At 40.9% G+C, this 21,165-nt stretch carries 21 protein-coding genes; 5 read left to right on the top strand and 16 right to left on the bottom strand.

Annotated elements, in window-relative coordinates; translation table 11 throughout:
- Window positions 1-248: 248 nt before the first annotated feature.
- The 3 genes from H7T99_RS06405 (at window position 249) to H7T99_RS06395 (ending at window position 1,591) form a co-directional block, all read left to right on the top strand.
- Window positions 249-701, top strand: coding sequence for a DUF3290 family protein (locus H7T99_RS06405; protein ID WP_037602185.1), 453 nt, complete (start codon window positions 249-251; stop codon window positions 699-701).
- Window positions 698-1,330, top strand: coding sequence for a DUF421 domain-containing protein (locus H7T99_RS06400; RefSeq protein ID WP_201035964.1), 633 nt, complete (start codon window positions 698-700; stop codon window positions 1,328-1,330). The genes H7T99_RS06405 and H7T99_RS06400 overlap by 4 nt, the downstream gene beginning before the upstream one ends.
- A gap of 66 nt (window positions 1,331-1,396) precedes the next feature.
- Window positions 1,397-1,591 carry a CsbD family protein gene (locus H7T99_RS06395; RefSeq protein ID WP_037602189.1) on the top strand — a complete coding sequence of 65 codons (195 nt, stop codon included), beginning with the start codon at window positions 1,397-1,399 and terminating at the stop codon, window positions 1,589-1,591.
- 55 nt (window positions 1,592-1,646) lie between these two features.
- Here the strand turns inward: H7T99_RS06395 and H7T99_RS06390 are convergent, their stop codons facing one another.
- The 3 genes from H7T99_RS06390 to H7T99_RS06380 all read right to left on the bottom strand — a co-directional run bounded on the left by H7T99_RS06390 (window position 1,647) and on the right by H7T99_RS06380 (window position 6,311).
- The gene (locus tag H7T99_RS06390) at window positions 1,647-4,289 is read right to left on the bottom strand and encodes a carbohydrate-binding domain-containing protein (RefSeq protein ID WP_037602191.1); all 2,643 of its coding nucleotides are present in this window, start codon (window positions 4,287-4,289) and stop codon (window positions 1,647-1,649) included.
- Window positions 4,290-4,408: 119 nt separating this feature from the next.
- Complete coding sequence (locus H7T99_RS06385; RefSeq protein WP_037602193.1) at window positions 4,409-4,852, bottom strand: ASCH domain-containing protein; 444 nt, start codon at window positions 4,850-4,852, stop codon at window positions 4,409-4,411.
- A 73-nt stretch (window positions 4,853-4,925) separates the two neighbouring features.
- Entirely contained in the window at window positions 4,926-6,311 is a 1,386-nt protein-coding gene (locus H7T99_RS06380; protein ID WP_037602195.1) for an amino acid permease, read from the bottom strand.
- Between the two features lie 325 nt (window positions 6,312-6,636).
- Between H7T99_RS06380 and H7T99_RS06375 the strand changes: the two genes are divergently transcribed.
- Together H7T99_RS06375 and H7T99_RS06370 are read left to right on the top strand one after the other, a co-directional pair.
- Window positions 6,637-9,786 carry a KxYKxGKxW signal peptide domain-containing protein gene (locus H7T99_RS06375; protein ID WP_037602197.1) on the top strand — a complete coding sequence of 1,050 codons (3,150 nt, stop codon included), beginning with the start codon at window positions 6,637-6,639 and terminating at the stop codon, window positions 9,784-9,786.
- Between the two features lie 129 nt (window positions 9,787-9,915).
- Window positions 9,916-10,398, top strand: coding sequence for a glutathione peroxidase (locus tag H7T99_RS06370; RefSeq protein WP_037602199.1), 483 nt, complete (start codon window positions 9,916-9,918; stop codon window positions 10,396-10,398).
- Window positions 10,399-10,505: 107 nt separating this feature from the next.
- On the opposite strand, the gene H7T99_RS06365 is transcribed toward H7T99_RS06370, so the two are convergent.
- The 13 genes from H7T99_RS06365 to H7T99_RS06305 all read right to left on the bottom strand — a co-directional run bounded on the left by H7T99_RS06365 (window position 10,506) and on the right by H7T99_RS06305 (window position 21,125).
- Window positions 10,506-10,766, bottom strand: coding sequence for a SemiSWEET family transporter (locus H7T99_RS06365; RefSeq protein WP_002885327.1), 261 nt, complete (start codon window positions 10,764-10,766; stop codon window positions 10,506-10,508).
- 294 nt (window positions 10,767-11,060) lie between these two features.
- Window positions 11,061-12,206 (bottom strand): FtsX-like permease family protein, encoded by a 1,146-nt coding sequence (locus H7T99_RS06360; protein ID WP_037602201.1) that lies wholly within the window; start codon window positions 12,204-12,206, stop codon window positions 11,061-11,063.
- A 3-nt stretch (window positions 12,207-12,209) separates the two neighbouring features.
- A complete protein-coding gene (locus tag H7T99_RS06355; protein ID WP_201035963.1) occupies window positions 12,210-12,890 on the bottom strand; it encodes an ABC transporter ATP-binding protein in 681 nt (226 codons plus the stop codon).
- Window positions 12,887-13,462: a TetR/AcrR family transcriptional regulator gene (locus H7T99_RS06350; protein WP_201035962.1), complete on the bottom strand. Its 576-nt coding sequence runs from the start codon at window positions 13,460-13,462 to the stop codon at window positions 12,887-12,889. Before H7T99_RS06350 ends, H7T99_RS06355 begins: the two co-directional genes overlap by 4 nt.
- A 149-nt stretch (window positions 13,463-13,611) precedes the next feature.
- Window positions 13,612-14,535 carry an aldo/keto reductase gene (locus tag H7T99_RS06345; protein WP_201035961.1) on the bottom strand — a complete coding sequence of 308 codons (924 nt, stop codon included), beginning with the start codon at window positions 14,533-14,535 and terminating at the stop codon, window positions 13,612-13,614.
- Window positions 14,536-14,799: 264 nt separating this feature from the next.
- On the bottom strand, window positions 14,800-15,603 hold the full coding sequence (locus tag H7T99_RS06340; RefSeq protein ID WP_014634712.1) for a DUF3169 family protein: 804 nt from the start codon (window positions 15,601-15,603) through the stop codon (window positions 14,800-14,802).
- On the bottom strand, window positions 15,600-15,809 hold the full coding sequence (locus tag H7T99_RS06335) for a helix-turn-helix transcriptional regulator (protein ID WP_021143931.1): 210 nt from the start codon (window positions 15,807-15,809) through the stop codon (window positions 15,600-15,602). The genes H7T99_RS06340 and H7T99_RS06335 overlap by 4 nt, the downstream gene beginning before the upstream one ends.
- Window positions 15,810-15,822: 13 nt before the next feature.
- Window positions 15,823-16,131 (bottom strand): hypothetical protein, encoded by a 309-nt coding sequence (locus tag H7T99_RS06330; RefSeq protein ID WP_037602207.1) that lies wholly within the window; start codon window positions 16,129-16,131, stop codon window positions 15,823-15,825.
- A gap of 496 nt (window positions 16,132-16,627) precedes the next feature.
- Window positions 16,628-17,230, bottom strand: a complete 603-nt coding sequence (locus tag H7T99_RS06325) for a nitroreductase family protein (RefSeq protein ID WP_037602209.1) — start codon at window positions 17,228-17,230, stop codon at window positions 16,628-16,630.
- Between the two features lie 129 nt (window positions 17,231-17,359).
- Window positions 17,360-18,220, bottom strand: a complete 861-nt coding sequence (locus H7T99_RS06320; RefSeq protein WP_037602211.1) for a VOC family protein — start codon at window positions 18,218-18,220, stop codon at window positions 17,360-17,362.
- A 132-nt stretch (window positions 18,221-18,352) separates the two neighbouring features.
- On the bottom strand, window positions 18,353-18,802 hold the full coding sequence (locus H7T99_RS06315; protein ID WP_037602342.1) for an Rrf2 family transcriptional regulator: 450 nt from the start codon (window positions 18,800-18,802) through the stop codon (window positions 18,353-18,355).
- A 180-nt stretch (window positions 18,803-18,982) separates the two neighbouring features.
- A complete protein-coding gene (locus H7T99_RS06310; protein WP_037602213.1) occupies window positions 18,983-19,846 on the bottom strand; it encodes an alpha/beta hydrolase in 864 nt (287 codons plus the stop codon).
- Window positions 19,833-21,125: a PTS sugar transporter subunit IIC gene (locus H7T99_RS06305; RefSeq protein WP_037602215.1), complete on the bottom strand. Its 1,293-nt coding sequence runs from the start codon at window positions 21,123-21,125 to the stop codon at window positions 19,833-19,835. The genes H7T99_RS06310 and H7T99_RS06305 overlap by 14 nt, the downstream gene beginning before the upstream one ends.
- Window positions 21,126-21,165 lie beyond the last annotated feature (40 nt).

The raw sequence follows: 21,165 nt of genomic DNA, 5'->3' as shown, positions 1-21,165 counted from the left end.
ACTTCTGATTCTCGAAAAATTTAGGCAAGTTCTGATTGTTGATTACCTCAATTATAAGCATAATTTGTGAAAATATCAACAAAGTCCTTAAAGAAATCATAAGATTTTGGCTTAATGGCTGCAAGTCATTTCAATAGCAAATTTCCTTTAAGAATCCTACTCATTCCTTCATTTTTCGGATAGATTAATTGAATTTAAAGACTTTTTAATCTATAATGTTAGTGATACTATGAAAGGAAATCTTCTCAATGAAATTCTATTCCTACGACTATGTGCTAAGTCAGATTAGCCAACAAAACTTGGTTATGGTTGCCATTACTGCAGGACTTATTTTAGTGACCGGTGTATTTGCTTTTAAAGCCTTCAAAGAACGCCATGATACTAAGTTTCGTGAACTCTCTATTATTTCTATTTTAACCTTAGTTGCCGTGGTTCTAATTGCTATCAGTAATTTCCAAAGCAATCAATCTAACAACGACCAATTTAGAGCATCTCTTCACTTTATCGAGGTTGTGTCTAAAAATCTTGACGTTGATAAGAGCAAGGTTTATGTCAATACTTCTGCTGCCACTGATGGAGCTATCGTAAAAGTTAAAGACAACTACTACCGTGCCATTGCAGGTTCGGATCCCGATAGCTACTTGCTAGAACAAATAAAACTTTACAAGTCTGATGTTGAACTCGTGGAGGTTAAAAAATGACATCTTTTTATCTTACTGTTGCAATTAAACTAGCTTTGGGGCTTATTTCACTCGTCTTTGTTATCAATTTAACAGGTAAAGGAAACCTAGCACCTAGCTCAGCTACTGACCAAGTACAGTACTTCGTCCTTGGTGGAATCATCGGTGGAACAATTTATAGTAGTAACGTTTCCATCCTCCAATATTTCGTGATTTTGATTATTTGGACGATTTTGATTTTACTTCTAAAATGGCTTAACACAAACATTCGCTTTATCAAACACTTGATTGACGGTAAGCCAACAGTCATCATCAAACATGGTCAACTAGATCCTGAAGCTTGTCGCTCTAAAGGACTTTCAGCCTCTGATGTCGCTTTAAAATTACGTTCTCAAGGAATTTTTCAACTCAAAGAGGTTAAACGTGCTGTAATTGAGCAAAACGGCCAATTGATTGTGGTTCGTGCGGGTGATGAAAATCCGAAATACCCAATTGTCACAGATGGCGTTGTTCAGTTGGAAATTCTTGACAGTATCGGAAAATCTGAAGCATGGTTAAACGACGAACTTACTAAAATGGGATATGACAACATTTCAGATATCTTCATCGCTGAATACGATAAAGGAAACATTAATGTCGTTACTTATTAAACAAATCACTTGCATTACCGTCTAATATTGTCTACAATGGTCTCATCATAAAAAGGAGGTTCTACTATGGGAATCGAAGATAAATTGAATCAAGCTAAAGGCGCTCTTAAAGAGGGTGCTGGTAAACTTACTGGCGACAAAAAAACTGAAATCGAAGGTGCTGTCGAAAAAGTTGTAGCAAAAGCAAAAGACGGTATCGAAGATGTTAAAGAAGGCGTTGAAGGTGCTGTTGAAGGCCTTAAAAATAGCTTTAAAAAATAAGTAAAAAAACTGTATCTGTTAATCAGGTACAGTTTTTTATACTTAAAATGAGAGATTACTTACGGGAATGCTTGCTTCCCTTAAGTGCAAATGATGTTGTCATGAGTACAGCTCCTAATGCGCCTAAGCCCAAGCTACTCACATCACCAGTATTTGGTAGGCTAGATTTACTTGTTGTTTGGTTGCTTTGTGAGCTTTTGTCAGACTGGTTAGACTTAGAGCTTGTTTGATTATTTGTTTTTTGTGCAAGATTCGTCTGTACGACTGGGCCTACATTTTCCTTTTGACTTGAAACTTCTCTTGGCTGACCTTTTGATGCTTTAGAGCTTTGATTTTGAGGTTGGAGCTTATCCAACTTTTCAGCAGTCTCATGAGCTTGTTGTTGGGCACTGCTTGATGTATTGGTCATTGTTTGTGTCGATTGCTCTTTTGTAGGCTGGTTAGCGAGAGAGGTATTTGATTTAAGCGATGCTCCTTCAAAGCTTGAAGGATTTGATGTTGACGTATTTTGATTTGATAAAGCTGTGTTTGTCGCTGTCATTGCTGGAGCATTGGTAGCTGGTTGATTAGCACTGCTGCTTGTCGTAGGGCTCATATTTATAGAGTTTGAGCTACTTGTTTGACTAGCAAAGTTTGATGGGGTAGGACGTCCAGTATTAGCCGTCTGGCTTGTTGAACTTGTACTACTTGTGCTAGTTGTATTCTCAGAACTTGTCGAAGCAGATTGACCCCATGGGGTATTGACGGTACCCGTATTTGTAGAGCTGCCACCATAGCTAGTTGGTCCGCCGTAGCCTCCGAAGTTATCAGACATTGAACTATTACCAAAACCACCACCTGGGAAGCCGCCCATGCCACCAGCACCAGGACCATTGTTTGTGCCTTCTTCAGTAGCTGTTGCAGTCACACTAGCACCACTTGATGTCGTAATGGTATAGGTTTCACCCGAAGTTAGACTCTCGGTACTAAAGACCACATTTCCAAATGAAGTTGTTGCTGTTGTGGTCGCTACAACATTTCCAGAACTATCTGTAACTGTGATGGTATCTCCAGCACTACCAGAGATGTTGGCCATGATATAAGACTGGCTTGAACCTGTTGTAAAGGCTTGAGCCATTCCTTGGTTACCAATAGCCCATACAGTACCGCCCGAAATAATACCTGTTCCATCGTAGTCGATAGCAGCATTATCTGCACTTGTCTGAGCGACGTAGAGAGAACCACTTTTCACTGTCACATTGCCGTTACTGTCGATACCATCACCATCTGCCAAGATAGTTACCGTTGCACCGTCAATATTGATGCCCACTTCATTTTCCAAGTCAGAAGTCGAATTGGTTAAGCTTGAAGTATCAGCGCTGTCCTTGGTCGTCCACTCAGTGGCGTTAATACCATCATCACCAGCAGTGATATCAACGGTTCCACCTGTCAAATTGATATAACGCCCTTCAAGGCCTTCGTCACCTGCTACAACTGTTACTTTAGAATTGCCTTCGACAGTCAATTCATCTGTAACCGTGATACCTTTATCAGTTGCATTAATGGTTACCGTTGAGTCGGTAATCGTCAAATCACCACTGTTCACATCTGTTTCGTCTTCGACCTGAATACCGTCATCAGTTGCTGTGATGTTGACTGTGGCATTTTTAATAGTTACAGCTGTCGTCGCATTGATACCATCTTTAGCCTCTGACGTCAAATCAAGCGTTACTGAATCAACAGTCACACTATCAGCCTTGATGGCGTGCTTTTCAGTACTTGAAAGGGTAAGGGTGCTTCCAGTACCACTGGTAATGGTCAAAGCTCCCGCTGCTTCGATGGCATTAGCAGAAGTCGCAGAAATGGAACTGTCTGAAAGGACATTCACTGTCAATTCTGCTGAGGAATTAGAAGTGATTGAGGAATCTGTTAAGGTCACTCCATCCAAGTAAATTGTAACTGGATCCGTCACGCTACCAGCCACAATAATAGTATAACTTGAGCCATTACCTGTTAGTGTATATGAACCTGATTGATTAATGGTAACGGTAGTACCATCAACCGTCACTGTGCTACTATCACTCGTTACCACCGTTGTCCCATTAAAGGTAATCGTAGTCGTTGTACTTTCTGAATCAGTGCTGCTAGAATCCGTTGTGGTTTCTGAAGTTGTATCTGCAGAATTATTGGTTAGAACTGAAGCTGTCTCTGAAGCGGTCGCTTCAGTGGAGCTTGTGCTTGTATTAGTGCTACTGTTTTCATCTGTAGTAGTTGTTGCCGTTTCTGAAGTTTCATTAGTTGTTGTTGCAGCAGTTTCAGAAGAACTGGCTTCTGAAGTTGAAGATGTGCTTGACTGATTAGATGTTTCACTACTTGTCGATGTATCTGTTGTGTCGGATGTTGTACTTGTTGCTGACGAAGCCGTGTCGGAAGTCGTAGTTGTAGTACTTGTATCAGTGTCTGTACTTGTTTCAGTACTATTTGACGAATCTTCTGTCTGAACACTTTCTTCAATCAAATCGGCAGTGGTTTCACCCGTCGTAACCGTTGAGAGTGTTGATTCGGTGTTAGTCTCATCGGCTGAAGCCTTATTTTCATTTAAGACGACCGAGCTACCAAAAATTAAGCTCGCTACTAGGACTGAGCCTGCAGTTTTCCATTTTGATGATTTTTTAATGGCGTAACGTTCTTGTGTTTGTTTGCTATGTTTGTATGTCATATCTTAGACCTCTTTCTTACTTTTGAGATGCCTTTATTAAACACAAGAAACCTAAGACAAGACTTAAAGAAAGGTTAATCTTTCCTTAAAGTAAAAAGTCCCCAAGATATTGGGAACTTTTAATCTATAGGATAAACCACTCTAAATTCTTCCAACACAACTAGACTGTCCTGACTAAAATGTAATCCAACCTCATGCAACCAATTGCTAAAGAGATTCTCATGAAGCTCTTGCCAATAGGTTAGCCCACAGTCTCCTTCACCTTCCTTGTAGGCATGGTCTTCAGAAACCTCTTTAAATGGGATGACCTCAACTTTCGTCGTTTCAATAATACAAATAGCATTCTCCTTACTATCAAGAATGACGCTTAGTTCATTTTCCTTGGGCAATGGTTCATTCCCCACTGCATACAAGTCAAAAGCTGAACTGGTTGCTGTCTTTTGCCCCATCAATACGAGTTCTGCCAAATAATCTGCTTCCACGCCAAAGGCCCAGGCATCAATCTTATCTCCGATTGTCTGATTTAAAATCTTATAGGCTTGCCACATCTGGTCTGATTTCATCAATCTACTCCTGCTTTTACTTTCCTTCCATTATATCAAAAAACGCTAGATCATCAGACCTAACGTTTTCATCTTAATACTTAGAATGTTTGTAACCGTAAAAGGCATAGATAGCTGACCCAATTAGCACTGCCAAACCAAAGGCTAACCATGTCTGCCAACTGTACTGACTCATAAAGGAGAGGCAGACGATAATTGAAATAATGGGCAAGACAGGAACAAATGGAACCTTAAACTCATCCTTCTGTGGCAAACCCTTGTCCTTACGAAGAATAATGAGGGCAATAGCCAAGAGGACCAAGTAAGCCAAGGTCGCAATGTTAACCAAGGACGCCATATTGGCCAAAGAGAAGATACCTGCTGAGATAGCCGACAAAACGCCTGTCAAAAGCGTCGCATGATGTGGAACCTTATTAGTCTTTGAAACCTTTTGGAAGGTTTGGGGAAGGAAACCATCACGCGCCAGGCTATAAACCATACGGCTAAGGGCATAGGCCATTGAAATACATACCGTAATCAAGGTCATAATAGCAACGACAGAGACGTAGTTGGCTGCCCAAGAAATACCGATATAGCGAAGGGCATAAGCCACGGCATCGTCGACATTCAACTTGGTATAGTGAACCACTCCTGTCAAGACGAGAGAAACCACTGCATAAAGTGAAGCCACAATAATCAAGGCAAGAACGATACCTCGAGGAACGTTCTTTTGCGGCTCTTTAATCTCGTCTACGGTCATAGAGATAGACTCGAAACCAAGGAATCCAAAGAACATGAGAGAGGCACCAGCCATAATCCCAGTTTTTCCTCCATAAATCTGACCAAACCCAAATGGTGCAAAATCTGCCCAGTTGCTAGGATTCAAATGGAAGAGGCCCACTAAGATAAAGACCGCCAAGGCTGAAAACTTGAGCACTACCAAGAGGGAGTTCAAACGTAAAGCCTGTTTAGAATTCATGAGAAGAAGAGCCGTCACCAAGACCAAGACCAAGACTGGCAAGAGGTCAATGTAAGTGCCTTGACTGGGATTGAAAGGTCCACTGATGGCTTGAGGCAACTTAAGACCAAAACTAGCCAGTAGCCCCTTGAGGTAGGCACCCCAACCAGAGGCCACACTGGATACAGCATTCATAAAGACAATCATGGTCAACCAGCCACCCATCCAAGCAGGATACTCCCCCCAGACAGCATAGAGATAACCATAAACACCACCAGCCGATGGGTAACGTGAGGCAAACTCGGCAAAGAAAATAGCTGACATCCCAACACACACGGCTGAAATCAAGACCGAAATAATCAGGGCAGGACCAGCTAGAGTCGATGCCGCGGTACCAGTAATCGTAAAGATTCCTGTCCCAACCATGGCACCGATTCCCAGAAGGACTACATCCCTAAGGGTCAGATGTCGTTTCATCTCAGTCTGAGCGAGACCGACGTCCTTTTTACGAAAAATACTCATTTTTATACTCCATTTTTTGCGAAATACCGGACTATTATACCATATTTCTTGGCCTAAAAGGGCCCATTTCTGTATTTTTATACTTTTATTGTTGAATGCTATGCCAAAAATGGGGACTCCCAGTGGTTGCTTTTTAATTTTACATACATCTCGATTAAAAGGAGCTTGCTAAAGTGGTCCTATATCATTCTATTTCGTTTCTCAAATCCTTATCTGGAAAGAATTTTCAATTTTTAGAAAAAACATGAAAATCTTATGAATGCGTTTGATTCTTCTAATAAAAGATGTTAGAATGGGGTCATTAAAAAGGAAAAGGGGAACTTTTATGGAAAATAAAGTTCATTTTAAACTTCATAAAGTGAAAAAACAATGGGTTACCATTGCCGTGTCTGGTTTGGCACTTGGTGCCTCATTGATTGGAGTTGGTGTCTCTGCCGACGAGCAAGCTGCCAATCAAGTTACCTCAGCTAGCACGCCTGAAAGCGTCAGTCAGGATCCTGAGCTTGTTGTCACAGAAACAACTGTAGCTACGACAAAAGCTAATCAAGGCGCAACCAATAAGGCAACTGATACAACTGCTACTGTCACAACTGATAAGCAGCCAGTCCTTAAGGAAGACCAAGCAAGTAGCACTTACAATTTGTCTAGTGGCGAAACGAGAACCGCTACCTCAACTTCAGAAACAGCTAGCACAGTCACCGAAGTAAACAGTCAAGCACCGGAGTCTGTTGAAACTACTGTCGTTTCTGGCGGTCAATTCAAGAGCGATGCTGAGGGCAACTGGTACTATCTCAAAGATGGGAAAAATCTGACAGGTGCCCAAAACGTTGACCATTTCGACCTTTATTTTCACGAGGATGGCAAGCAAGCCAAGGGTGAGATTATCACAGAAAATGGACAATCTTACTACTATGACAAAGCCAATGGACGTAAGGTAACCAATACCTCTATCAACATTGATGGTCAAGCCTACAAAGCTGATGCCCAAGGTCGTTTGACAGCAGTTCTGCCTGAAACGAACAAACGCAACCAGTTTATTGAAGACAACAACCAAAACTGGTATTACCTCGGCAAAGATGGCAAACCCGTCACTGGTGCTCAGAACATCGATGGCTTTAACCTCTACTTCCACGAAGATGGTCGACAAGCTAAAAACGAAATCGTCACTATTAATGGTGATAGCTACTATTTCGATAAAGACAATGGACGTCGCGTAACAGGTCTCCAAGCTCTTAACAACGTCAACCATAAATACTTTGGCTTTTACTACTTCGACAAAGATGGCAAGATGGTCAAAGATGACTTCATCACTGAAAATGGAAATCTTTACTACTTTGATGCTACTGGTAATCAACCTAATTTTGTCTTTGTTTCGGATAAAGCTGGAAACTGGTATTACATCAATGACTTCAAGGCAACTAAAGGCTTCTCAGACCCATTTGGTTTCCAAACCGAATTCCTAGACCGTAGCCAAGCTCACTACAAGACAAGCGTTCAAAACCTGAACGGACAACAGTATTACTTTGATCCTAAGACTGGTATTATGGTAACCAATCGCTATGTTTCTGACGACAAGGGTAATTGGTATTACTTTGGTAAAGATGGTAAGGCGCTTCACGGTTTTCAAACGGTTGACGGTAGCCTTCACTACTTCAATGACAATGGTCAACAAGTCAAAGGGGACTTCCTTTACTACGGTAACGATATCTACTATTTCGATAAAGATAATGGAAATCCAGTAACTAACCAATTTATCAATAGAGACAACTCTTGGTACTACTTCGGAGCTGATGGTAAAGCCGTGTCTGGTTTCCAAACCATTAACGGACAGAACCTTTATTTCCACGAATATGGTGTACAAGCCAAGGGACAACTGGTTACTGTTGGTGGCAAAACCTACTACTTCGACCCAAATACAGGTGACAAGTGGGTACATCGCTCACTTACCTTAAACGGTACGGTCTATAACTTTGATAGCAATGGTGTGGCGACTACTAAAGCTGACCAAACCACAAATCGAAATCAATTTGTTAAAGGTACTGATCAAGAATGGTACTACTACGATGCCAATGGTAAAAAGGTCACTGGTTTCCAAACTATTAACAAGGACCTCTTCTACTTCAACGATAAGGGCCAACAAGTCCGAGGAAAGATTTTCAACCTAGGTGATAACCACTACTTCGCCAACAAAGACACCGGTGCTGTCCTACGTAATGCCTTCTACCATGATAAATCTACTGGGCGTTACGGTGACTTCTCTGAAAACATCTACTACGCTGGCAATGATGGTGCCTTCAAGACAGGCTGGTTTGAAGTTGATGGCAACCGTTATTATGGTAGCGACTATTCTGATGACGACACACCTAAAGGAAACCTCTACACAGGAGTTATCAACTCTCAACTCTTTAGCCCAGATGGAAAACTCTTGACAAACGGTCTCTATCCTGAGTTCAAGCGTACTGGTGAGAATTCGTATGAACTTGAAGGTGTCTATGTTACAGATGCCGACGGTAATATCAAAGAAGGTCCTTATCAATATGATGGTAAGATTCTTGGATCTAAATATAGTAACGTCCGCCAATCACAATGGTCAACTTTTGACGAATGGGATATTCTTAATGGACACCTCTACCATTTCGACTCAACACCTATGACCTTCACAGCACCAAATGGCCAAAAAGTGACCACAAACGTTGCCATTGCAACAACTAACAAGGCCCTTACTTATCGTGGCGTAACCTTTAATTTTGATGCCAAGGGTATTGATGCGGCAAAAGAAAAAGCCATCCACTTTGACCAATTGCAGACGGATCGTAGCGGTACAAGTTATCTCTATGAAAATGGTCAAAAAGTCACTGGCTTGAAGACATTTGATGGCGTCACTTACTATTTCTATGAAGATGGCCGTCAAGCCAAAGGCACAGAGGTTACAATCAACGGTAAGACTTACCAATTTGACCAATTGACTGGTATCATGACACGCAACGCCTTTTCAAAATCATACAACTACGAAGGTTCTCCACGCTTCCCATACTACCCAACACGCTACTATGGTAACGATGGAGCTGCTCTTACTGGTTGGCAAACCATCGATGGCAAAGACTACTACTTCCGAGCTAGTGGAAACCTCGAAACAGGACGTTTTGTCATCGGAGACAGAGCCTATAATGCTGATGACAATGGTGTAGTTGCTGACCGCAAGGGTGAGCCTGCTTATCGCAATCGCATTGTCTACGATAAAGGTGACAACTACTATTACAATGACAAAGGTGAAAAAGTGACCGGCTTCCAAGAAGTTGATGGCAAGGTCCTCTACTTCGACGCTGAAGGCAAACAAGTCAAAGGACGCTTTGTCACAGTTGATAACTACACCTACTATTTGGACCCTAAAACAGGAGAAAAATACACTAACCGCTCTGTCCTCATCGACGGTAAACTCTATACCTTCGACAAAGAAGGACATGTCGTGTCATAAGATGAGATGAAACCGAGACGAAAGTCTTGGTTTTTTTGTGGGGAATGCTAAAAGCTATACTGTAAAAGTACAATTCTTATGTCTTTATTTTTGCTATAATAGTCTCAACTAAACCAAAGGAGGTTTCCTATGACAACCTTATACGATTTTACAGTTTCAAATCAATCCAACCAGCTTGTGTCTCTCCAGGACTATAAGGGCAAGGTCGTCTTAATCGTCAATACAGCAACAGGCTGTGGTTTGACGCCACAGTATCAGGGCTTGCAAGAACTTTATGACAAATACAAAAACCAGGGTTTCGAGATTCTTGATTTTCCTTGTAATCAATTTATGGGGCAGGCACCTGGTAGTGCTGAAGAAATCAATACCTTCTGCACCCTAAATTACCATACTACCTTCCCTCGGTTTGCCAAAATCAAGGTCAATGGAAAGGAAGCAGAACCACTTTTTGATTGGCTAAAACAAGAAAAATCTGGACCTCTTGGGGCTAGAATCGAATGGAACTTTGCTAAGTTTTTGATTAACCGTGAAGGTCAAGTCGTCGAACGCTTTTCTTCCAAAACTGAACCACTAAAAATGGAAGATGCTATCAAGGCTCTTCTTAGTAACTAAAAACAAAAAACGAGAGTGAAACTAGAACGACAATCTTTAACTGTCGCTAGTTCTGCTCTCGTTTTCTGCGTTAAGAAAAATAGTATAGAAAGAAATTTCGCTTTATTTTAGAACAAAGCTGTCAATGCTGTAATTAAACCAAAGATAATACCTGGTGCATTGGCCGCAGCAAGGGGAAGGTCACGTTCTTTTTTAAAGAGACCATAGTAAACCCAAAGGCTACAGTTGACTGCAGCTACCAATGGTTGGATAAAGTTTCCTTTATGACCAGACAAATTGTCCATGATTTGTGGTACGTATGATACATACATCATAACTGACATGAAGGTTGCCACCCAACCAAGGGTTTTCATTTGTTTATCTGACATTCGAGACTCCTCTTTCATAAAATTCTATTTGCCTTGTACACCTAGAAATATTTCAAGACATGTTTTAATGCACAAAATTAAAACAGTGTCTATCTTACGCTTTAACAATAGAGAATGCAAGAATTTCGGGACAATGTTAAGAAGATGTAAACTATCACAAGATTGTGATAGTGCATTTAGTCTCTTATGTAGCGTTTTCATCAGAGAAAAAGACCTCTTTAAGAGGTCTAAAGTCAATGAATCTACTATTTTTTCTCATCAAAAAGCACTGATATTAAGGATTACTGTCATAAATCATTCAGCTAAGAGCACTTCTTTGATGGTTTGTTTTTGGAGTTTTCTGTTGGATAGATAAAAGAGGCTTTCATAAACTACAGCAAAACCGAGCAAGGTCCAGAAGCACACATTCCCATCAAAGTTATGCTCAATCTTTTCAGGAACCGTGTCTTTGATCACACCGATCAAGATTTCCATGATGCCATATTGATAAGCTGTCCCAAGAACAAATCCTAGATAAGCCCAAAAACGATAGGGAGCGAGAATATGATTTTGGCATTCACGATTGGTGTAGCCAAAAGCCTTCATCAAGGCTAAGGTTTCGCGACTTTCTGAGACGACAATCCCCAATGACAAAAAGAGAATCGAGAAAGAAAGAATTAGGCCAATCATAATCATCATGGTTTGGATGATGTCATCTGTGTAATCTCTTAAGCCAAAGGACAATTGAACCATGGCCGCAAAACACATAGAGCCAAAGACTACAAAAAACAAGATAGATTTTCTCCCCCAAATCAGTGACGAGGATAGCTCTTTTAGGAAGGATTTGTCTTTCTTGGGAGCCCTCTTTCTCCTTTGGACCTTGATTGGTGTTGGAGACTTTTTCAATAAGCGAAGTGCCGGTGTTTGTAGTTGTCTTCTGGCATAACCAATCGCGAGAAGCATAAAGAAGGTCGTTGGCAGGATCACCAAAGCAAGCAAGAGCTGCCAGTGAAAATGAATGGTGATTTCTGGCAAAATCCCCTTCTCATTACGGAAGTCAAAAAAATGTCCCATCATGAGAAATGAAGCAAAATAGCCAAGAAGCGCTCCAGCTCCAAAACTGAGTCCAAAGGCCCAAAATCGTTTAGCCAACTGGCCATTGCTATAGCCCAAAGCCTTTAAAATTCCTAATTGTTCCTTGTGGTCGTCGACAAATTGTTTGATATAAAAACACATGAGAAGGACCGACGTCAAGGACAAGACGACTCCACTGACCATGGCCACCATCCAGGAAAGCGAAACCTGGGCATCATAGTAGGTCTGAATCATCGGATTGATTTTAGAAATCTCCAACTGCTCGATATCAAGATAAAAATTCAAGAAAAGATTAGCCACAAAGACCGCACAAGCCCCAATGATACTGACGACAACTAATTTTCGAATATCTTTTACTGAAAACATGGCTTACCATCCAATCTCATAGGCAGTCTGAGGCTGATCATTGGTCACAACTTGGGTAATCTTGCCACTATTGACACGAATGATGGTTCTGGCCATATCCGCAATATTTTGGTTGTGCGTCACCATGATTAAGGTAAAGCCCAACTTTTCCTTTAATTTCCAGATATAGTCGAGAATCTTGCGCCCTGTTTCTTCATCCAGGGCCCCAGTCGGCTCATCTAAGAAAAGAATCTCTGGCTTTTTGGCTAAGGCCCGAGCAATGGAGACTCTCTGCTGTTCTCCACCAGACAATTCACTTGGATACTTGTCCAGCTTATCGCCAAGACCCAAATCCTCGATGATCTTCAAAAAATCATGATTGCTTGCCAGATCAGCTCCCATCTTAACATTCTGTCTGACCGTGAGATTCGGTAATAAATAATACTGCTGGAAAATAAAGGCTATCTTCTCACGTCTAAAGGCTGTCAATTGCGCATCCGTGAGTTGCGATAAATCCTGTCCTTGAATGAGGATATGCCCCTCATCTACCTTTTCTAATCCTGATAATACGTTTAAGAGGGTTGATTTCCCTGATCCAGAAGGGCCTAGGATCACCACATCATCCTGGTCTTGAATCTGCAAATCAATCCCTTTTAAAACCTTGGTTTGGCCGTAGCCTTTGTAAACATTTTCTAGTTGAATCATTTCTTTCCTACCATTTCTTTGATGAGAGATTGACAAACTTCTGTCAATAAACCAATCACTTCTTCCATGCTGAACAGATAAATACCAGAAGCAACCATCGAGGCCATCCCGTGTGAGTAGATAAATAAATGCTGGTACAAGCGACTAGCCTCCTCTAACGTCAACGGATAGTCTGCGACAATCGATTCCAGAACCAATTGGTAACTATGATCCTTCATGGGAAGAAAATCCTGAAAGCGACGAATCGGATCTTTGCTAGGATTTTGGAAAAGCAACTGAAAGAGTTGGGGCTCTTTTGAGGCGAAAAGGATATAAGCAACCCCGACAGATCGAAAAGGTTTCTCATCTTCTAAGGCCTTGCGAATATACTCCACCACGACCATCTCCGCAGCACCAATAACCTCTGCTTGTAACTCGGACATATTAGCAAATTGCCCAAAAATGACTCTCGGTGTGGCTCCCAGTTTCTCCGCTAATGCTCTAGCAGTTAAACTAGCCATTCCCTCTTCTCTCACCAATTGTAAAGCTGTCCCAATGATAGCCTCTTTACTAAATTTAACCTTGGGTGGCATAAGACTCCTTTCACGCAACATTCGTTGCGCAACACTTGTTGCATAAAAGAATACCATAAAAATGAAAGACTTGTCAAGAAAAATCTGAAAACCACAAAACAAAAAACCAGACCACTGATAAGAGTGGAGTCTGGTTTGACCACAAGATTCTAAGGCAAATCATTTCCCGCCGCCAAGTAGATTTGGTACCATTCCTTGCGTGTCAAAGTGACTGTTGCTGCTTTCCCCGCTTCAAGGACATGCTGGGGTTTGGTCGTTCCAATGACAGCCTGCATCTTACCTGGATAGCGAAGGACCCAAGCAAGGGCGATAGCTGTCGGTGTGACCTGGTATTTTTTCGCCAAGTCATTGAGGACATGATTGAGGGCTGCAAACTCTTCCTTGCCGACAAAATTCCCCTTGAAATAGCCATGCTGGAGGACAGACCAGGCCTGAATCACAGTATCAGTTAAACGACAATACTCAAAGACACTGCCATCTCGCACGGCTGCTTTTGCCCCTTCCATGTTGACATGAAAACCAGCTTCAAAGCTCGGTGTAAAGGCGGCACTCAACTGCAGCTGGTTGACCTTGAGAGGTTGTTTGACAGCCGTCTTAAGCAATTCCATCATCATGGGATTTTGATTGGACACCCCAAAATGACGAACCTTGCCCGCTTGCTCCAACTGATCAAAAGCTGCTGCCACTTCTTCCGGTTCCATGAGGGCATCCGGTCGGTGAAGGAGGAGACTATCTAAGCGCTCGATCTGCAGACGATCGAGGATGCCATCGACGGAGTCCAAAATATAGTCCTTGGAAAAATCAAAATAGGTAAAACCGTCTTTGCGAATGCCACACTTGGACTGGATCCACATCTGGTTCCGAAGATCCGGACGGCGCTTGAGAACCTTACCCAACAGGACCTCACACTGGCCATCACCATAGATATCCGCTAGGTCAAAGGTGTTAATGCCAATCGACAAGGCTGCCTCTACCAAGGCCTCCACCTCATCTTCACTCATCTGACTGATCCGCATCATCCCAAGGACAATCGTGGACAGACGCTCATTTTCAGCAAACTCAATATAGTTCATGTCCGCCTCCTTTTCTGTAGTTCTATTGTAGTGAAAAGGATTTCAAAAATCAATTGAGAAATAAAAGGCCCTCAGCATCAACTGAGGGCTTGGATGATTTACGATAGCTAGGTCACCTTTGATAGTCTCTCAGAATCCCTAAGATTCAAGACTGATAACACTCCCATTGATTGTATATAAAGAAATGGAAGATAAGATTTTCAATAAAAAGAGCTCTTTATCACTTCCAAAAGCTTTTACAGATTTCTAACATGGATGATACATTTATTCTTTATAATAACGTTTGGTAATCTTGTATTGTGAAATAAGGATATAAATATAGATGATGGATACAACACTCAAAGCCAAGAGGATATCCGTCTGGAAGGCAATCCCAATGATTAAAATTCCAATTAGCATGATAGGTAAGATATAATTACTTAACTTAACCACCACTTCGAAATTTTCCTCGTAGCTTATCTGTTTTTCTGCCTCATCCATCATACTCATCATAAATTCACGCACTTCCTTGGTATTGACATTGCGGGGAATTGGTTTTCCATAAAGCAGATGGAAGGTCTTGCGAAAGAAGATATCTGATAAGAAAAATAGGACAATCAAGACAAGAAAAAGATAGAGCATGGTAAAAGTTCCAAAGATAAAAGCTAAGTGCCCTGTGGAAGGTCTATCCATATACACCCATTGACTATAAAAGATGATGACTAAAAAGTATGGCAAGATCATGACTCCTTTAAAAATGGTCGCTAACCCAAACAGTTTTTTATTCTGGATGTCATAGTGATAGGCTTCCTCTTCGTCTTCTATCTGGAGCATTTTTTGATGGACTTTTCTCGCGCTTATTAGTAAGGCTATCGTGACCATAAACACGATAAGAAACAAAAGTATTGAGCCCAAAAGGAGTACTTCTATACTAAAGAAGGATTGGATTTCAAGGGGTTTTTCGGATCCGAACATGCCTGTCAAAAAACCAATGACTCCTCCAATCAAGCCGGAAACTGTGATGATTCCGACATTTCTCCAAAAACGATTACGTGGAGATCTTTTTTGTGGTTGCTTTTTCATAATCATTCCTCTTCCTCTACAAGACTAAAAACATTTTCCACAGGCTCTTTAAAAACCTGGGCGATGGTGATGGCAATAATAACCGAAGGGGTATATTCCCCCCGTTCCAAGAGACTGATGGACTGACGCGAGACCCCTGCTAGCTTAGCTAGCTCAGATTGGTTGAGCCCATCACGCGCCCTCAACTCTTTCAGACGATTTTTTAAGATCATGGCATCCGCCTCCTTATAGTTGAACACCCTGAATATCTTCGATACGGACTAATTTAGTTTCTCTTTGTTGTTTATTAATTTCACGACTCAATTTGACCCAATCTTCATCGATATCCATAATTTCATACTCAAATCCAACACCATCTACTGTAACAGTGGCCGTTTGGCCTTTCAATTCTTCTAAAAGTCTAGACATTTCTTTATTTCCTTTCACTTGTTTTTCTAATCGTCTGATACGTCTGTTCAATCCTTTTATCTTCTTTTCTGAGCTTGCATAAAATATAACTATAAAAGGGATAAAAAGAATCCATATGGCTCCCATAAGAATACCTCTCCTTCTTTCGTCTAAAACTATTGTAACGCTTCTTTTTATTTTTGACAAGCATCTTTGTCAAAAATAAAAAGGATATTGTCAAAATCATTGAAAATATGATATAAATAACACAACTTTTCTAACATCTTATAGCACTTCTCCTTCAAAAAAATGACTTGGAAAAATTGATATGCAAGATGCCGTTACGCAAGCGCCCGAAACCAAATAGTTTCAGATACTCGGAAATTGGGAAAATTGTCTTAGCCCGAGCCTAAAAATTTAAAATCTAGAAACTTAAAACTTAGTCATGAAACCTCGAAAAAGATTGCTGACGTCCGGTGTCACCTTAGCAAAATTCAAGCTATAACTTTCCTTGGGTATTACTATTTTTAAGATAAAAAAATAACAAGATTTCTCAATCTTGCTAATTTTTTTGTCTTATCATTATGATTTTGTTCAGTCAGTATGTAGCCTACTGGCAAGCTGACTGACTAAATTAAAGTGATTATTTGTCGCCAAAAACTTTGAAACGACCTTCTGTTTGGATGTCTTTATCTCCTGCTGGTGCAACGATTTGACCAAATGGCGCTTGAGCACGGAGTTTCCAGTTAGCTGGAATGTCATATTTTTCAGCTAATTGTGCATCAACAAGTGGGTTGTAGTGTTGTACGTTCATGCCGATATTCTTCTCAGCCAAAGCCAACCACGTCGCATAAAGGGCGATTCCATGACCTTGCTCTGACCAAATTGGGAAGTTTTCAGCGTAAAGTGGGAATTGCTCTTGAAGGCCTTTCACTACATCTTGATCTTCGTAGAAGAGGATTGTTCCCTTAGCTTGGGCAAAACCTGCCAAACGTTCTTTTGTTGCCTCAAAAGCTTCTGCTGGCGTTACTTTTTCAAGCTCTGAATAAGCGATTTCATTCCAGAAAGCATCTGATTCTTCATCCAGCAAAATCACCACACGTGATGTTTGTGAGTTAAAGGCTGTCGGAGTGTTAAGAACAGCCCCTTGAACGGTTTCAATCAATTCTTGGTTAGAGAGCTCAAGGTCTTTTCCTAATGCGTAGATAGAACGGCGCTTTGTTTGTAAGTCTGTAAAGTAGGTCATAGTTATTCCCTCTTTCTTTGTGATGAATGTTAATTGTTAAAATTGTTAAGTTTATTTGTAACAACTTTGATTACAATAACCATTATAGACCTTTCAAATGTAATGTCAATAGTTACGACTTGAAAATCACTAATTATTAATATTTTTTCTCACTCGTGTCAAAATACCATCATTATCCTCGAAGATTAACGCATTAGAAGATAACCATTTGACCTCTGCTCCACGATTCTTAGCACGTTCTGCTATGGTAATCAAATCTTCTTTGTCTTCTACTTCAAGGACGTAGTAGGCAAGACCAATCATCCCTTTTTCACGTTTGGCTAAGTTTTTGCCACCCCATTCATTGACAGCCAAGTGGTGATGGTAATCACCTGAAGCAATCCAACTAGCACTTGGAATGGTATACTTATCTGCCAGCTCCAAAACATCCTGATAGAAAGCCGTTGCTAGCTGACTATCTTTGACCGATAAATGAATATGCCCCATACGAGTATCCTTAGCTATCACAAATGGCTCAACCTTGCGTCCCATCTCGTAAATTTCTTGAGCTGATAGTTCTTCTGTTACACCAACGATGCGACCATCCTCACGAATATCCCATTCAGCAACAGGCTTGTCTCTATAGAGCTCAATACCATTGCCTTCAAGGTCTTCCAAATAAAGGGCTTCACTATAACCGTGGTCAGCTGCACCGACAAATGGATAATCTAGCTCAGCAATATGTTTGAAAACATCTGCCAAATCCTCGCGAGATGGCAACAAAATTGCCATATGGTAGAGACCATAACTAGACTTGACCGCTTCCTCACGATTGGTTTCAATCAAGTGAACTAGCGGCTTGTTTCCAGCACCCAAAACAATTTCTGTTGCAGTTTGAGATAGGATTTCAAGTCCTATAACCTGTGTATAAAAGGCTGTCTGACGTGCCAAGTCCTTCACATTGAGTACCGTCTCCGCGAGGTAAATCTTACTATTGTAGTCGTATGTCATATGATTTTCTCCTGTGTTGTAATTATATGAATTACATTATAATTTTTTATATTGTCACGTCAATCATTACAACTTGGGAATTAAAAAAGAAACCGAAAAACTTTCGATTTCTTATAGTTTAAAATCTAAAAATCAAGCTCCAGCTTCTTTCCAGTTGGCCTTAGCATCCTTTAAAATACCAGCCAAAGTTTTCTTTTCGAGTTCCTTTTCCATTGCCATTTGAACGTCTTCTAGGCTCTGATCCAAAATCCCATGGATATTACGTCCTACTGGACACGCTGGATTAGGATTGTCATGAAAACTAAAGAGTTTGCCACTTGGACCGATGCTATCCACCGCACGATAAACCTGCAAAAGGTTAATCTCCTCTGGTACCTTGGCTAATGTGGCTCCTCCACTTCCCCTTTGAACTGAAATCAAGTCTGCTTTCTTCAGTTGCGACAAGGTTTTGCGGATAATAACTGGATTAACCCCCACACTACCTGCCATTAAATCACTGGTTAGCTTAGTTTCATTTCCCTTATTTTGTGCTATAAGGGTCAAAATATGAACAGCAATGGTAAAGCGACTTGGTATTTGCATATCAGAACCTCTCATTCATCTTTTTCTTTTCAATCAATTATAACAAAACCAACGTTGTAAAACAAGGGGTTACAACAACTTAAAGAGTCAGTCTTACACTAAAAAAATAGAGCCATCGTAGACTCTATTCTTTTGTATTTGATAATAACTAACTAGACTAATAATACATAGTATTATAGCCTATTGAGGTTCTAGATTGGTCTTTTGCTTCTTACGAACACCTTGTCCCTCGATATGTTGTTTGATTAGTTCCACTACTTCATCATTGGTTGGTAAATCCGAGTGTTGGGCATCTTCACCTGTAACAGTGATTTCAGTATAACTTTTTGCCTGATTCTGATAGATATATTTCCCAGCGGACACGCTAGCATCTGGAACCAGCTCGTCCGAATCATAGGTGATGGTTCCCGCTACCGAATAGACATGTAGGGTAGACGGAATATTCTCCTTAGCAGCTATAAAGTCTGCTAGCATGACCGATTTATTTTTAATATTGGTTTCAGTGAAATTATAGGGCGTTCCGATAGTCATCAAAGAATTTATCTTGACATCGTAGTCGCTAAGATAATTTTCAATAAAAGCCGTATAAATCAAGCCACCATTTGAATGCCCCAACCCTTTAAAATTATTGAAATTGTATTTATTCTGCAAGGCTTCAAATGCCTGATTCATCATCTTGGTTTGTTTCTTGATATTGTTATAGCCATCTTTGTTATTCTCAAATCCAATAACAATGACTGGCTCGTTATCCTTATCCTTGATTTTACCCTCAAAGGTGATACGCCCATTGTTCCAGACCTTGACTTTGAGAAGGCTATGCTTGACACCACGATGGTCTTGATTGAGCTTACGTACTAGGCCGTCGAATCTATTTTCCGTAGCGGAGCTCCCTGGAATCATGATAATGGGAGACAATTTTGAATTATAGAAAGTCTCTATTTCCTTGACATTTTTCCTAGTCCAACTATAGGATGGGACGGCTAGCCCAATGAGAAAGAAAGCAACAAGGATAAAGACCAACTTAGTTTTTTTATTTAGTTTCAATGCCCTCTCCTTCCTCTTTTAGACCGTGTTGTACTTTATTAGACAGACGCACAAATGGAATAAAGATAACAATGTCGACTGCAAAACAGAGCAGACTAACAGCAAGAGCTCGTAAACTACCCCCAGTTCCGATAAAGGCGAAAAGAAGACTTGGTGTACCATCTGGAACTGGATAAACCGCAGCTGGCATAAGATGGATAGCCAAGGCCACCGCAGCAATGCCCATATTGATTATAGGTGCCAGTAGGAAAGGAACCAGATAAACTAAATTAAGCAAGACTGGTATCCCCACCATAAATGGAGCCCCATTGTTAAAGAGACTAGGAAAGACACTTAGAAGACTCACCTTCTTATCCTTATAACTGGTTGATGCTAAAAGCAGAGCCACCAAGAGGGCTAGCCCTGAGCCAATGCCAGCAACCAAGCCATAACTATGATAAAGATTTGTTAGTGTGTAAAGGTGGGGAAGCCCAGTCGTCGTATGATGGGAAACAGCATAGGTCAAATTTTCCAAGGCAAAACTATCCTCGGCAATTGAATTTAGGGCAAAAGCCTGACTATTTCCAATCCAAGCAGAAAAAGTGTTCAAAAGTCCCATCATAAAGGTTGAGAACAGGTGATTATCAGTTACAGTAAAGGTAGAGGTAACCTGCCTAATCGTCAGAAAAACATTATCTTGCTCCCCAATCACAAAGAGAATGTTAAGTCCAATAGCTAAAATGAGTGACAAAAAAATGGGACGGACGGTCTTTGGTTGATAAATATAGTCCTTGTCCACAATCTGATCATCACTAGCTCTTGAAAAGCGAAAAATCTGGCCAACCAGATAGCCCACAAAGATAGCCAACATAATGTTGATTGAAGCCGGTAAATTGATGCGAGTCAAAACACCATCGTTTAGCGGTGACAGCAACAGCTCTTGCGATCCTATAATTAAGCTAACCAAAAGGGACGTCACACCAGCTGTACCAGTACTTCTACCATAGTGACCAGCTGTGTATTTTCCTGCAAAGTAGGTTGATAAGGGTCCGGCTAAGCCACCAAGAAAATTGGAAAGATTAATGAGCACCTGCCCAGTTATCTTAAAGGCCGGTAACCAGTCAGAAACTGAAAACAATTGGTTAATATAACCAAGCTCCGAAAAGACAGATAGTGAAATCACCCGAATAATTCCTGAAAATAGGAAAAAAGGAAAGAGCGAAACCAAGGTTTTCTGCGTAATTTGGACGAAGCCTCGCTCACGAAACCAGAGAAACCTCTGGACCAAATAGTTTGTCATAAAAGACTCCTAGTAAAAGGCAAAATAAACTTTACATTTA

The organism is Streptococcus sp. 17.1 (genome assembly GCF_016648655.1).
Taxonomy (GTDB): Bacteria; Bacillota; Bacilli; order Lactobacillales; family Streptococcaceae; genus Streptococcus; species Streptococcus salivarius_E.
Note: the sequence above shows the minus strand (reverse complement) of the source record. Positions and strands in the feature narration are given on the sequence as shown.